The sequence below is a fragment of the Methylobacterium sp. A54F genome (assembly GCF_053346035.1).
In genome coordinates, this window is the sequence record NZ_JBKFBF010000001.1 from 636,635 (window position 1) to 650,785 (window position 14,151).

Here is a 14,151-nt window from a genome sequence, read left to right on the forward strand (position 1 = left end):
CACCGGCAAGGGGCGCGCCCCGCGCCCCGCGAAGGCGGACCGACTGACCCGATGTATCACGCGATCGTCTTCTTCCCGCTGATCGGAGCCCTCGTGGCCGGTCTGTTCGGGCGCTTCCTCGGCGCGCGGGCCTGCGAGTACGTCACCACCGCCTGCCTCGCCTTCGCCTGCCTGCTCGCCTGGGGCGTGTTCATCGAGCACGACCACGGCACCCGGGTGCAGGTGGCGACGTGGTTCACGGCGGGCGACCTCACGGTCGACTGGGCCTTCCGGATCGACCGGCTCACCAAGGTGATGCTCGTCGTCGTCACCACCGTCTCGACCCTCGTGCACCTCTACTCCATCGGCTACATGGAGGAGGATCCGCACCGGCCGCGCTTCTTCGCCTACCTGTCGCTGTTCACCTTCGCCATGCTGATGCTGGTGACGGCCGACAACCTCGTGCAGATGTTCTTCGGCTGGGAGGGCGTCGGCCTCGCGAGCTACCTGCTGATCGGCTTCTGGTACGAGAAGCCCTCGGCCAATGCAGCCGCCATGAAGGCGTTCATCGTCAACCGCGTCGGGGATTTCGGCTTCTCGCTCGGCATCTTCCTCGTCTTCGTGCTGTTCGGCTCGGTCGCCTTCGACGGCATCTTTCCCCGCGTGAACGAGCTGAAGGACGCCCACTTCCACTTCCTCGGATACGAGTGGCACGCCCTCACCCTCGCCTGCCTGCTCCTGTTCATGGGCGCCATGGGCAAGTCCGCGCAGTTCCTGCTGCACACCTGGCTGCCCGACGCCATGGAGGGCCCGACGCCGGTCTCGGCGCTGATCCACGCCGCCACCATGGTGACGGCGGGCGTCTTCATGGTCGCGCGGCTCTCGCCGCTGTTCGAGCTTGCTCCGAACGCCCTCGTCGTCGTCACGGTGATCGGCGGCATCACGGCCTTCTTCGCGGCCACGATCGGCCTCGTGCAGAACGACATCAAGCGGGTCATCGCCTATTCGACCTGCTCGCAGCTCGGCTACATGTTCGTGGCCCTCGGCGTCGGCGCCTACGCGGCCGGCGTGTTCCACCTGTTCACCCACGCCTTCTTCAAGGCGCTGCTGTTCCTCGGCGCCGGCTCGGTCATCCACGCGATGCACCACGAGCAGGACATGCGGAACATGGGCGGCCTGCGCCCCTACATCCCCTTCACGACCGCCATGATGGCGATCGGCACGCTCGCGCTGATCGGCTTCCCGTTCACTGCCGGCTACTACTCGAAGGACGCGATCATCGAAGCGGCCTACGTCTCGACCCGGCCCGGGCACACGCTGGCCTTCCTGGCCACCGTGATCGCGGCCTTCTTCACCTCGTTCTACTCCTGGCGCCTGTTCTTCCTCACCTTCGAGGGGCCGGCCCGCTGGGGCGCCCACGCGACGCATGCCCACCACGACGCGCCGGCGGTGGCCCATGCTGCTGGGGCCCACGCCGCTGTTGCCCACGAGGCGGACGGCGCGCCCGGTCACACGGAGGGCGTCGCCCACGACGACCGCGGCCACGACATCGAGCCGCCCCACAAGAGCGACCTCGTGGCCGACGACCACCACGGCCACCACGGCGACCACAAGCCCCACGAGAGCCCCCTCGTGATGACGATCCCGCTCGCCGTGCTCGCCCTCGGCGCGCTCTTCGCGGGCCTCGTCTTCAAGAACGGCTTCATCGGCGAGGGCATGGACGAGTTCTGGGGCCACGCCCTGGCGCACGGGCCCGACAACCACATCATGCACGACATCCACAACGTGCCGGGCTGGGTCTCGGCCTCGCCGTTCATCATGCTGGTGCTGGGCTTCGTGCTGGCCTTCTGGATGTATATCCGCCGCCCGGAGCTGCCGGGAGCGCTCGCCCACCAGCAGCCGATCCTGTACCGCTTCCTCCTGAACAAGTGGTACTTCGACGAGATCTACGACCGCATCTTCGTGCGGCCCGCCAAGGATTTCGGCCTGTTCCTCTGGAAGGAGGGCGACGGGCGCGTCATCGACGGGCTCGGCCCGAACGGCATCGCCGCCCGCGTCGTCGACGTGACCCGCGGGGTCGTGCGCCTGCAGACCGGCTACGTCTACCACTACGCCTTCGTGATGCTCGTCGGCGTGGCGGGGCTGATCTCCTGGTACCTGATGGCCGGCCTGCCGAAGGGCGGACACTGATGGCCGGCACCAAGAAGAACGGGAGCACCCGCTGATGTTCGGCCTCGGCATCCTCTCCGGCCTGCTCATCGTGCCCCTGGCCGGCGCGGCCTTCATCCTCACGCTGAACGGCGACGAGGCGAGCGTGAAGCGCAACGCCCGCTGGGCGGCGCTCGCCACGACCATCGTGACCTTCCTGCTCTCGCTGGTGGCCTGGGGCCGCTACGACGCCACCACGGCGAGCTTCCAGCTCGTCGAGAGCCACGCCTGGCTCACCGACACCATCCGGTTCAAGCTCGGCGTCGACGGCTTCTCGATGCCGCTGATCCTGCTGACCACCTTCCTGATGCCGTTCTGCATCGGCGCCTCGTGGCACGCGATCGACACCCGCGTGAAGGAGTACTACGTCGCCTTCCTGGTCCTCGAGACGACGATGATCGGCGTGTTCCAGGCCCTCGACCTGGTGCTGTTCTACCTGTTCTTCGAGGCCGGCCTGATCCCGATGTTCCTCATCATCGGCATCTGGGGCGGCAAGCGGCGCATCTACGCGAGCTTCAAGTTCTTCCTCTACACGCTGCTCGGCTCGGTGCTGATGCTGCTCGCCATCATGGCGATGTACTGGCAGGCCGGCACCACCGACATCCCGACGCTCCTGCAGACGCGCTTCCCCACGGGGATGCAGACCTGGCTCTGGCTCGCCTTCTTCGCCTCCTTCGCGGTGAAGATGCCGATGTGGCCGGTCCATACCTGGCTCCCCGACGCCCACGTCGAGGCGCCGACCGCGGGCTCGGTGATCCTGGCCGGCATCCTGCTCAAGATGGGCGGCTACGGCTTCATCCGGGTCTCGCTGCCGATGTTCCCGGACGCGAGCCACGACTTCGCGCCCCTCGTCTTCGCCCTGTCGGTCATCGCGATCATCTTCACCTCGCTGATCGCGATGATGCAGACCGACATCAAGAAGCTCATCGCCTACTCGTCGGTCGCCCACATGGGCTTCGTGACGCTCGGGCTCTTCACCCTCAACGAGCAGGGCATCCAGGGCGCGCTGTTCCTGATGATCTCGCACGGCATCGTGTCCGGCGCGCTCTTCCTCTGCGTGGGCGTCGTCTACGACCGCATGCACACCCGAGAGATCGCGGCCTACGGCGGCCTCGTGCGGCGGATGCCGCTCTACGCGGTGGCCATGATGGTGTTCACGATGGCCAATGTCGGCCTGCCGGGCACCTCCGGCTTCGTCGGCGAGTTCCTGGCGATGATGGGCGCCTTCAAGGCGAACCCCACGGTGGCCTTCTTCTCCGTCTTCGGCATCATCCTCTCGGCGGGCTACGCCCTCTGGCTCTACGCCCGGGTGATCTACGGCCGGCTCGAGAAGCCGAACCTCCAGGGCATCCTCGACCTCGACACCCGGGAGAAGATCATCATCGCGCCGCTCGTGGCGCTGACGATCTACTACGGCGTGCACCCCGCCCCGATCCTCGACGTGTTCGCGCCCTCCACCGAGGCGCTGATGGCGAGCATGAAGACCGCCCTGTCGAACACCCAGACCGCGGCCGCCGCGCTGCCGACCGTGCCGCGCTGAAGGTTTTGCCCGCCATGACCGCCCACTCCGTGCTGCCCGCCCTCTCGCCGCTTCTGCCCGAGCTGATCCTCGGCATCGGCGTGATGGTGCTGATCCTCTACGGCGCCTTCCGGGGCGAGCGCTCGGTGGAGGGCGTCAACGTCGGCGCGCTGATCCTCCTGATCCTCGCCTTCTTCGTGGTGGTCTCGCAGAAGGGCGACGGGCGCATCACCACGCTCTCCGGCGCCTTCATCTCGGACGGCTTCTCGCGGGTCATGAAGGGGCTGATCCTGCTGGGCTCGGCCGCCACGATCCTGCTCTCGCGCGACTTCTTCCAGCGCGAGCGGGTGGACCGCTTCGAGTTCCCGATCCTCGTCGTGCTCTGCACGATCGGCATGCTGGTCATGGCCTCGGCCAACGACCTCATCGCCCTCTACCTCGGCCTGGAGCTGCAGTCCCTCGCCGCCTACGTGATCGCGGCCTTCCACCGGGACGACGCGAAGTCCACCGAGGCCGGCCTCAAGTACTTCGTCCTCGGCGCGCTCTCCTCCGGCATGCTCCTCTACGGGGCGTCCCTGGTCTACGGCTTCACCGGCACCGTCTCGTTCCCGGGCATCGTCTCGGCGCTGCACGGGCAGCCGGGCTTCGGCATCGTGCTCGGCATCGTGTTCGTGGCCGCCGGCGTGTGCTTCAAGATGGCGGCCGTGCCGTTCCACATGTGGACGCCGGACGTCTACGAGGGCGCCCCGACCCCGGTGACCGCCTTCTTCGCCTCGGCCCCCAAGATGGCGGCCGTCGCCATGACGGTGCGGGTCTTCATCGGCGCCTTCCCGGACGTCACCGCGGTCTGGCAGCAGATCATCGTGTTCGTCTCGATCGCCTCGATGGCGCTCGGCTCCTTCGCGGCGATCGGCCAGCGCAACATCAAGCGGCTGATGGCCTATTCGTCGATCGGCAACGTCGGCTACGCGCTGATCGGCCTCGCGGCGGGCTCGGAGGAGGGCATCCGCGGCGTCGTGATCTACATGATCATCTACCTCGCCATGACGCTCGGCGCCTTCGCGATCATCCTGTCCATGCGCCGCCGGGACGTGATGTTCGAGACGATCGAGGACCTGTCCGGCCTCTCGCGCACCCATCCGTGGCTGGCCTTCTGCCTCGCCATGATGATGTTCTCGCTCGCCGGCATCCCGCCGCTCGCCGGCTTCTTCGCGAAGTTCTACGTCTTCGCCGCCGCCATCAAGGCCGGCCTCGTGACGCTCGCGGTGATCGGCGTCGTCACCAGCGTCGTCGGCGCCTACTACTACCTGCGCGTCGTGCGGATCATGTACTTCGACGAGCCGCAGGCGCCCTACGAGCGCATGGCCCCGGGCCCGTTCATCGTGCTCACCCTGTCGAGCATCGTGGTCGCGCTGTTCTGGATCCTCCCGGCCCCGCTCCTCGGCGCCGCCGGCGCCGCCGCGAAGGCCCTGTTCTGAGCGCCGCACATGCCCGGCGCGGACCCGGTCCCTCCCTGGCCGTGATCCGCCGCCCATGAGCTCCCCCCGCTCATGAGCTACCGCCTCGGCGGCTTGGCCCGCGCGGAGGGCCACCGGCTGCACGTCCACGAGAGCCTGCCCTCCACCAACACGGAGGCGATGGAGCAGGCCCGCGCCGGCGCGGCCGGCCCACTCTGGGTCGTGGCCCGTCGCCAGGAAGCGGGGCGGGGCCGGCGCGGCAACGCCTGGATCTCGCAGCCCGGAAACCTCGCGGCCAGCGTGCTCTGGCCGGTCCCCGGCGTCGAGCCGGAGCGGATCGCGACCCTCGGCTTCGTGGCGGGCGTGGCGCTCGCCGAGGCCGTCGAGGCCGTCACCCGCGGCATCGCGCCGGCTGACATTCCGGACGGGCCCGACCGATCTCTCCGGTTGAAGTGGCCGAACGACCTCCTGGCCGGCGGCGCCAAGCTCGCCGGGATCCTGCTGGAGGCCGAGGTGCTGGCAGGCGGCCGGCGGGCGGTGGTGATCGGGTTCGGGGTCAACGTCGCGGCGGCGCCGGAGGGGCTCACCTACCCGGCGGCCTCGCTGGCCGGGCTCGGTTACGCGGTACAGGCCGAAAAAGTCCTTGAAGAACTCACGAATCGTGTCACCGAGACCGCACGCATCTGGAATCGCGGCCGCGGCTTTCCGAACGTCCGGACAGCATGGGTGGCGCGGGCGTCCGGTCTCGGGGCGCCGGTGGCGGTCCGGACCGGCACCGACCGGATCGAAGGGATTTTCGACGGAATCGACGAGGGGGGGCGGCTCGTGATCCTCGCCCCGGACGGACGCAGACGAACCGTGACGGCGGGCGAGGTGCATTTCGGAACGGCCGCGACGGCGGCATGACAGCGGAACACGTTTGATGACGACTGGACAAGACGAGCTCGTCTTCCTGCCGCTCGGCGGGGTGGGCGAGATCGGCATGAACGCGGCGCTCTACGGCTTCGGGCCGGAGAAGGGTCGCAAGTGGATCATGATCGATTGCGGCATGGGCTTCGCGGGCGAGGAGGCGATGCCCGGCATCGACCTGATGTTCCCCGATCTCAGCTTCATCGAGGAGCGCAAGAAGGACCTCCTCGGCATCTTCATCACGCACGCGCACGAGGACCATATCGGGGCGATCAGCGAGCTGTGGCCCCGCCTCAAGGTGCCGGTCTACGCCACGCGCTTCGCCAAGAACCTCCTCGAGACCCGCCGCCTCGGCGAGCCGGGGGCCCCGAAGGTGGACCTGCGCGAGATCAAGCCGGGCCGCCGCGTGACGGTGGGCCCCTTCGAGCTCGACTTCGTGCCGGTCTCGCACTCGATCCCCGAATCCAACGCCGTGGCGATCCGCACCGCGCACGGGCTCGTCGTCCACACCGGGGACTGGAAGCTCGACGCGACGCCGGTGCTCGGCGACGTCACCGAGGAGGCGGCGTTCCGGGCGCTCGGCGACGAGGGCATCTTGGCGCTCGTGTGCGATTCCACCAACGTCGTGCGCGAGGGCCGCTCGCCCAGCGAGGCGGAGGTCGCCGCCACGCTCGCCCGCATCATCAAGGATTCGCCCCACCGCGTCGCGGTGACGACCTTCGCGTCGAACGTCGCCCGCATCCGGGCTGTGGCGGAGGCCGCCCAGGCCTGCGGACGCAGCGTGATCGCGGTCGGACGGGCCATGGACAGGGTCATCGACGTCGCGCGCGAGTGCGGCTACCTCGACGGCATCCCGGACTTCCTCTCCGCCGACAGCTACGGCAGCCTGCCGCGCGAGAAGGCGGTGGCCCTGCTCACCGGCTCGCAGGGCGAGCCCCGGGCGGCGCTGGCCCGCGTCTCCCGCCGCGACCACCCGAGCGTCAGCCTGACGGCGGGCGACCGGGTGATCTTCTCCTCCCGCGCGATCCCCGGCAATGAGCGGGACGTCGGCGCGATCATCAACGACCTCATCGAGATGGGCGTCGAGGTGGTCACCGACCGGACCGAGCTCGTCCACGTCTCGGGCCACCCGCGCCGCGACGAGATGGCGGAGATGTACGCCTGGACGCGGCCGCAGACCGCGATCCCCGTCCACGGCGAGGCCCTCCACCTCGACGAGCACGCGCGCTTCGCCCGCGCGCAGGGCGTCCAGAACGTGGTCAAGGCCCGAAACGGCTCCCTGATCCGCCTCGCCCCCGGCAAGGCGGAGGTGGTCAACCACGTCAAGGCCGGCCGGCTCTTCAAGGACGGCAACGTCCTCATCGACGACCGGGACCGCGCGATCCCCGAGCGCCGCAAGCTCTCGCAGGCCGGCCTCGTCTCGGTGGCCATCGCCATCGACGAGACGGGCGAGGTGCTCGGCGAGCCCGCCATCGACATCATCGGGCTGCCGAACCGCGGCCGCTCCGGCGAGCCGATGATCGACACCGTGATCGACGCGGTCTCGCGCACCCTCGCGGGGCTCTCGCGCGGCAAGCGCAAGGACTCGGAGAGCGTCGAGAAGACCGTCGACCGGGCGGTCCGCACCGCCTGCAACGAGGTCTGGGGCAAGAAGCCCGCCTGCCACGTGCAGGTGGTGGAGGTGTGATACCGTTCCGCTTCGTTTGAAGCGGAACGGGTCCCCCGGGCCGGCACGGCGACCGGGCGGACGCCGCATGGGGCCTTCCCCTCTCCGCACGGGGCGGGAGGGCCAACGACGAGGGAGGAAGGAACGATGATCGGTCGGCTCAACCACGTGGCCATCGCGGTGCGCGACCTCGATGCGGCCTGCGCCGTCTACCGCGACACGCTCGGGGCCAAGATCTCCGAGCCCCTGCCGCAGCCCGAGCACGGCGTCACCGTCGTGTTCGTGGAGTTGCCCAACAGCAAGGTCGAGCTGATGGCGCCCCTCGGCGAGGGCTCGCCGATCGCGAGCTTCGTGGAGCGCAACCCGGGCGGCGGCGTGCACCACGTCTGCTACGAGGTCGACGACATCCTGGCCGCGCGCGACCAGCTCAAGGCGCAGGGCGCGCGGGTGCTCGGCACCGGCGAGCCGCGCATCGGCGCCCACGGCAAGCCGGTGCTGTTCCTGCACCCGAAGGACTTCCTCGGCACGCTCACCGAGCTGGAGCAGGTCTGAGCGCCTTGGCAGCCTCCCTGGCCACGTCCCTCGACCGCCTCGTCGCGCCCTTCGCGCGCTCGACCCCGCGGGCCCTCGGCCTCGTGGTGGTGATCGCCGTCGTCTTCATCGCGGTGGCGGTCGCGGCGTTCCGGCTCACGATCTTCGGGGCCACCGCCCTCTACTTCGTGGTGTGGTGGACGCTGCTCTTCGCGATCCTGCCGCTCCGCAACCAGCCGGAGGCGGAGGCCCACCGCATGGTGCCCGGCCAGGACCCCGGCGCCCCCGCGGCGCCGCGGCTGCGCGAGAAGGCGATCTGGACCACGCTCGGGGCCGGCCTCGTCCTGCTTCTCGCGCTTTGCGTGTTTCCGCTCGCGGGCTTGTAACTTCAAGTTGATTGACAGCGCCCGCACGGGCTTCGACTAATCCCTGAAACGGCCTGCGCTCCGGCGCGGCCGAACGAGGGGAGGATCGCCATGCTCGCGCAGGGAAACCTGCCGCGCGGGGACGCCGCGACGGATTCGGGTGCGGCGCGCCGGCGCTGGCTCCTGCCCTTCATGCTGGCCCTGTTCTTCACCTGGGGCCTCGCCACGGTCCTCGTGGACATCATCACCCCGAAGCTGAAGAGCCTGTTCGCCCTGAGCTACGCCGAGGCGACGCTCACGCAGTTCTGCTTCTTCCTCGCCTACGCGGTCATCTCGCTGCCGGCCGGCCTGCTCGTCGCCCGCATCGGCTACATGCGCGGCCTCGTCCTCGGCCTCCTCGTGATGGCCGCCGGCGGCCTGATGTTCGCCCCGGCCGCGAAGGTCGGGCTCTACCCCGTGTTCCTCCTCGCCCTGTTCGTGATGGCCTCGGGCATCGCGGTGCTTCAGGTCGCCGCCAACCCCCTGGTGACCCGCCTCGGCCCCGCCGACCAGGCCCCGAGCCGGCTGACGCTCGCCCAGACCTTCAACGCGCTGGGCACCACGGTCGGCCCGGTCATCGGCGCCTGGGCGATCCTCTCGCACGAGCCCGCCACCCCGGCGGACCCCGCCGCGCTCGCACCCGCCGCCCTGGCGGCGGCGCGCCAGGCCGAGGCCGCCGTGCTGCAGACGCCCTTCCTGGTCATCGCCGGAGCCCTCATCGGCCTCGCGGTCCTGTTCTGGTCCGTCCGCTCCTGGGTGCGCGAGGACGGGCGGGGCGCGGAGGCCACGGGCCTCGGGCTCGACCTGCTGCGCCGCCCGCGCCTCGCCCTCGGGGCGTCGGCGATCTTCCTCTACGTCGGGGCCGAGGTCGCCATCGGCACGCTGATGGTGAGCTACCTGGAGCAGCCCCGCGTGCTCGGGGCCGACCCGGCGACGGCCGGCCACCTGCTCAGCGTCTACTGGGGCGGCGCGCTCGCCGGGCGCATCGTCGGCAGCGTCGTGCTGCGCTACGTCCGGGCCGGGGCGGCGCTGGCGTTCTGCGCCTTCGCGGCGGGGCTCCTCGTCACGGTCTCGGGGCTGTCGAGCGGGCCGGTCGCGGCCTGGACGCTGCTGGCCGTGGGGCTCGCCAACGCCATCATGTTCCCGACGATCTTCGCGATGGCGATCGAGGGCCTGGGCGAGCGCACCGCGCAGGGGGCCGGCATCGTCTGCGTGGCGATCGTCGGCGGTGCGGTGGTGCCCGTGCTCACGGGCCTCCTGGCCGACCGGATCGGCCTGAGCCTGGCCCTCGGCGCGCCGGTTCTCTGCTACCTGTGCATCGCGGCCTACGCCCTCGCCAACCTCCGGGAGGCCGCGCGCCAGGGAGCACCCACCGGCGCCATGGCGGCCTGAAATGGGCAATAAAAAAGCAAGGCGCGATGCCTTGCTTTTGAAACGAGTAGACGCTCGATCAGCCTTGAAATGTCCTACGCATTGCTTGCGTGGCGGCTGTATTTTTCCTCCCGAGACTCGGACCGTGCGCGCCCTCTGACGGGGCAGCGACCATCACGGCGTCGCTTATAGGAAGAACAATTCGTGCTGTCACCCGGTCGGGGGAGGCTTTGTGCGTTTTTTTTCCAAAGTCAGCCGCATCGTCCGGCAGGACGCGGTGCCGCACCGGGCATCCGGGCAACGCTTTCCCGCGGAAACGGCCGGCCTCGTCGTGGTGGGCCCCGCGGCCGCCCGCCAGGGTCCTGCGGCGCTTGTCTTTTCCCGGCGCAATGTGTTGTGTGCCCCCGCGGCCGGGCGCGGCCGACCCCCGCGCAGATCCGAGTTCCCGCGCAGAGCCAAGGCCCACCATGCGTCTCTCCCGCTACTTCCTGCCGACCCTGCGCGAGACGCCCAAGGAGGCCGAGATCGTCTCGCACCGGCTGATGCTGCGGGCGGGCCTCGTGCGCCAGGAATCCGCCGGCATCTACGCCTGGCTGCCCTTGGGCCTGCGGGTCCTCAACAAGGTCTGCGCCGTGATCCGCGAGGAGCAGGACCGGGCCGGCGCCGTCGAGCTGCTGCTGCCGACCGTGCAGTCGGCCGAGGTCTGGCGGGAATCCGGCCGCTACGACGCCTACGGCAAGGAGATGCTCCGCATCAAGGACCGCCACGAGCGCGAGATGCTCTACGGCCCCACCGCCGAGGAGGTCATCACCGGGATCTTCCGGGCGAGCGTGCGCTCCTACAAGGACCTGCCGAAGAACCTCTACCAGATCTCCTGGAAGTTCCGCGACGAGGTGCGCCCGCGCTTCGGCACCATGCGCTCGCGCGAGTTCCTGATGAAGGACGCCTACTCGTTCGACTTCGACCAGGCGGGGGCCCGCCACGCCTACAACCGGATGTTCGTGGCCTACCTGCGCACCTTCGCAGGGCTCGGTCTCAAGGCGATCCCGATGCGCGCCGATACCGGCCCGATCGGCGGCGACCTCAGCCACGAGTTCATCATCCTGGCCTCGACCGGCGAGAGCGAGGTGTTCTGCGACCGCGCCTACCTCGACTTCGACATCCCGCCCGCCACCACCGACTTCGAGGACGTGGCGGGGCTCCAGGGCGTCGTCGACGCCTGGACGTCCCACTACGCCGCCACGGACGAGATGCACGAGCCGGCGGCCTTCGCGGAGGTGCCGGAGGAGAGCCGCATGGCGGCCCGCGGCATCGAGGTCGGCCACATCTTCTATTTCGGCACCAAGTACTCCGAGCCGATGGGGGCCCGGGTCACCGGCCCGGACGGAATCGAGCGGCCCGTGCACATGGGCTCCTACGGCATCGGGCCGAGCCGCCTCGTCGCGGCGATCATCGAGGCGGGCCACGACGAGGCCGGCATCGTCTGGCCGGACGCGGTGGCGCCCTTCGACGTCGCGCTGATCAACCTGAAGGTCGGGGATGCGGGCACCGACGCGGCCTGCGCCGAGATCCAGGCCCAGCTCGAGGCGGGCGGCCTCAGCGTGCTCTACGACGATCGCGACGAGCGGCCGGGCGCCAAGTTCGCGACGGCCGACCTCATCGGCCTGCCCTGGCAGGTGATCGTCGGGCCGAAGAGCCTCGCCGAGGGCCGGGTCGAGCTGAAGCGGCGCGCGAGCGGGGAGCGCGAGACCCTGGCGCCGGTCGATCTCCTCGCCCGCCTGAAGCGCCTCTGATGGGGGCGATGGCGGACCGGATCGGCGGGCGGCTGCGGGACGTGGCGGGGGGCTTCCGCGCCGCCTCGACGGCGCCCTTCGCGCCCTTCGAGTGGATCATCGCGGGCCGCTACCTGCGGGCGCGGCGGCGCGGCGGCGGCGTCTCGGTGGTGGCCTTCTTCTCGGTGCTCGGCATCGCGCTCGGCGTCGCGACGCTGATCATCGTGCTCTCGGTGATGAACGGCTTCCGCACGGAGCTCCTGTCCAAGATCGTCGGCATCAACGGGCACGTCTTCGTGACCCCGATCGACAAGCTGTTCACCGACTACGCCGACCTCTCCGAGCGCCTCTCGAAGGTCGCGGGCGTGCGGGCCGCGATCCCCCTCGTCGAGGGGCAGGCCTTCGCCTCCTCCCCCTACGGCGGCAGCGGCGTGCTGGTGCGCGGCGTGCGCGCGGAGGACCTCGACGGCATCGCGGCGATCGCGAAGAACATCCGCGGCGGCACGCTCGCCGGCTTCGACGACGGCTCGGGCGTGGTGATCGGGCGGCGGCTCGCCGACACCCTCGGCCTCCAGGCCGGGGACACCATCACGCTCTCGACGCCGAAGGGCGCCACCACGCCCTTCGGCACCGCGCCGCGCACCAAGAGCTACGCCGTCAAGGCGATCTTCGAGATCGGCATGACGGAGTTCGACTCGACCTTCGTGTTCATGCCGCTCGCCGAGTCGCAGACCTTCTTCAACCGCGACGGCGACGTCAGCCTGATCGAGATCTACATCGACAACCCGGACGGGGTGGCGGCGATGCGCGAGCCCCTGGAGATGGCGGCCGAGCGCCCCGTGCTCCTCACCGACTGGCGCCAGCGCAACCGCACCTTCTTCGGGGCCCTCGAGGTGGAGCGGAACGTGATGTTCCTGATCCTCAGCCTGATCGTCGTGGTGGCGACCCTCAACATCGTCTCGGGGCTGATCCTGCTCGTGCGCGACAAGTCGAGCGACATCGCGATCCTGCGCACCATGGGGGCGACGCCCGGCACCGTGATGCGGGTCTTCCTCATCAACGGCGCCCTGATCGGCCTCGTCGGCACCCTCGCGGGGCTCGGCCTCGGAGTCCTGATCACCCTCAACATCAAGCCGATCCAGCACGTCCTCTTCCCCGGGGCCTGGGACCCGACCGTGCGCTTCCTCGCCGAGATCCCGGCCGAGATGAACCCGACGGAGATCACGGTCGTGGTGATCACCGCCTTCCTGCTGTCGCTCGCGGCGACGCTCTATCCCTCCTGGCGCGCGGCCCGGCTCGATCCGGTGCAGGCGCTGCGCTACGGCTGACGCCATCCCCGCTTGATTGAAGCGGAGATGGCGTCGGCCCTGGCCCGCGCGGCGCTTGAGCGAAGGCGATTTCCGCCATCGCGAAGCGATCAAACGGAAATCGTATGAGACCCGGGACCCCGTCATGAGCACCGATGATGCCGGCACCGCGCCGGCGCCGGGGACCGGCGCCCAGCCGGTGCCGGCCCTGTTCTTCGCCCGCGTGGAGCGGCGCTACGCCCAGGCGGAGGGCGCGCTGGAGATCCTGCGCGGCGCCGACCTCGCGATCTGGCCCGGCGAGCTCGTCGCGCTCGTCGCGCCCTCCGGCGCCGGCAAGTCGACCCTCCTGCACCTCGCCGGGCTCCTGGAGCGGCCGGACGGGGGCGAGGTCTACATCGGCGGCCAGCCGACCGCCGCGATGGGCGATGCCGCGCGCACCCGCCTCCGGCGCGAGGAGATGGGCTTCGTCTACCAGTTCCACCACCTGCTGCCCGAGTTCTCGGCGCTGGAGAACGTGGTGATGCCCCAGCTCATCCGCGGCCTCGGTCGCCGGGAGGCGAAGGACCGCGCCACCGAGCTCCTGAGCTTCCTCGGCCTCAAGGAGCGCCTCGTGCACCGCCCGGCCGAGCTGTCCGGCGGCGAGCAGCAGCGGGTCGCCATCGCCCGCGCCGTGGCGAACGGGCCGCGGCTGCTGCTCGCCGACGAGCCCACCGGCAACCTCGACCCGCACACGGCCGGCCACGTCTTCAACATCCTGCTGTCGCTGGTGCGGGCCTCGGGCCTCGCCGCCCTCATCGCCACCCACAACCTCGACCTCGCGGCCCGCATGGACCGGCGTGTGACGATCCGCGACGGGCTGATCGAGCAGCTGGCCTGAGACCCTGTTTGAGGCGTTATTCCAACGCGTTACCTCATCCTGAGGTGCCGCGTCAGCGGCCTCGAAGGAGGGCTCCAGGGATCGCGCGGCTTCTGGACGGCTCCTTCGAGGCTGCTTCGCAGCACCTCAGGATGAGGGGGATGGGCTGGAC

11 protein-coding genes are annotated in these 14,151 nt (G+C 70.1%); all 11 read left to right on the forward strand.

Annotated features, from left to right (window positions below; all coding sequences use genetic code 11):
- The first annotated feature begins 51 nt into the window (after positions 1-51).
- Positions 52-2,169: an NADH-quinone oxidoreductase subunit L gene (gene nuoL, locus ACLBXP_RS03230; protein ID WP_447666109.1), complete on the forward strand. Its 2,118-nt coding sequence runs from the start codon at positions 52-54 to the stop codon at positions 2,167-2,169.
- A 34-nt stretch (positions 2,170-2,203) separates the two neighbouring features.
- On the forward strand, positions 2,204-3,727 hold the full coding sequence (locus ACLBXP_RS03235; RefSeq protein WP_447666110.1) for an NADH-quinone oxidoreductase subunit M: 1,524 nt from the start codon (positions 2,204-2,206) through the stop codon (positions 3,725-3,727).
- 14 nt (positions 3,728-3,741) lie between these two features.
- Positions 3,742-5,184: an NADH-quinone oxidoreductase subunit NuoN gene (gene nuoN / locus ACLBXP_RS03240; RefSeq protein ID WP_447666111.1), complete on the forward strand. Its 1,443-nt coding sequence runs from the start codon at positions 3,742-3,744 to the stop codon at positions 5,182-5,184.
- Positions 5,185-5,256: 72 nt separating this feature from the next.
- Positions 5,257-6,069: a biotin--[acetyl-CoA-carboxylase] ligase gene (locus ACLBXP_RS03245; protein WP_447666112.1), complete on the forward strand. Its 813-nt coding sequence runs from the start codon at positions 5,257-5,259 to the stop codon at positions 6,067-6,069.
- Positions 6,070-6,085: 16 nt separating this feature from the next.
- Positions 6,086-7,759 carry a ribonuclease J gene (locus tag ACLBXP_RS03250; RefSeq protein WP_447666113.1) on the forward strand — a complete coding sequence of 558 codons (1,674 nt, stop codon included), beginning with the start codon at positions 6,086-6,088 and terminating at the stop codon, positions 7,757-7,759.
- 126 nt (positions 7,760-7,885) lie between these two features.
- Positions 7,886-8,290 (forward strand): methylmalonyl-CoA epimerase, encoded by a 405-nt coding sequence (gene mce, locus ACLBXP_RS03255; RefSeq protein WP_447666114.1) that lies wholly within the window; start codon positions 7,886-7,888, stop codon positions 8,288-8,290.
- Between the two features lie 5 nt (positions 8,291-8,295).
- Positions 8,296-8,655: a DUF1467 family protein gene (locus tag ACLBXP_RS03260; RefSeq protein ID WP_447666115.1), complete on the forward strand. Its 360-nt coding sequence runs from the start codon at positions 8,296-8,298 to the stop codon at positions 8,653-8,655.
- A 90-nt stretch (positions 8,656-8,745) separates the two neighbouring features.
- Positions 8,746-10,065 (forward strand): sugar MFS transporter, encoded by a 1,320-nt coding sequence (locus ACLBXP_RS03265; protein ID WP_447666116.1) that lies wholly within the window; start codon positions 8,746-8,748, stop codon positions 10,063-10,065.
- A gap of 446 nt (positions 10,066-10,511) precedes the next feature.
- The gene (proS, locus tag ACLBXP_RS03270) at positions 10,512-11,837 is read left to right on the forward strand and encodes a proline--tRNA ligase (RefSeq protein WP_447666117.1); all 1,326 of its coding nucleotides are present in this window, start codon (positions 10,512-10,514) and stop codon (positions 11,835-11,837) included.
- 8 nt (positions 11,838-11,845) lie between these two features.
- Complete coding sequence (locus ACLBXP_RS03275; RefSeq protein ID WP_447666118.1) at positions 11,846-13,144, forward strand: lipoprotein-releasing ABC transporter permease subunit; 1,299 nt, start codon at positions 11,846-11,848, stop codon at positions 13,142-13,144.
- 124 nt (positions 13,145-13,268) lie between these two features.
- Positions 13,269-14,000: an ABC transporter ATP-binding protein gene (locus tag ACLBXP_RS03280; RefSeq protein WP_447666119.1), complete on the forward strand. Its 732-nt coding sequence runs from the start codon at positions 13,269-13,271 to the stop codon at positions 13,998-14,000.
- The last annotated feature ends 151 nt before the right edge of the window (positions 14,001-14,151 follow it).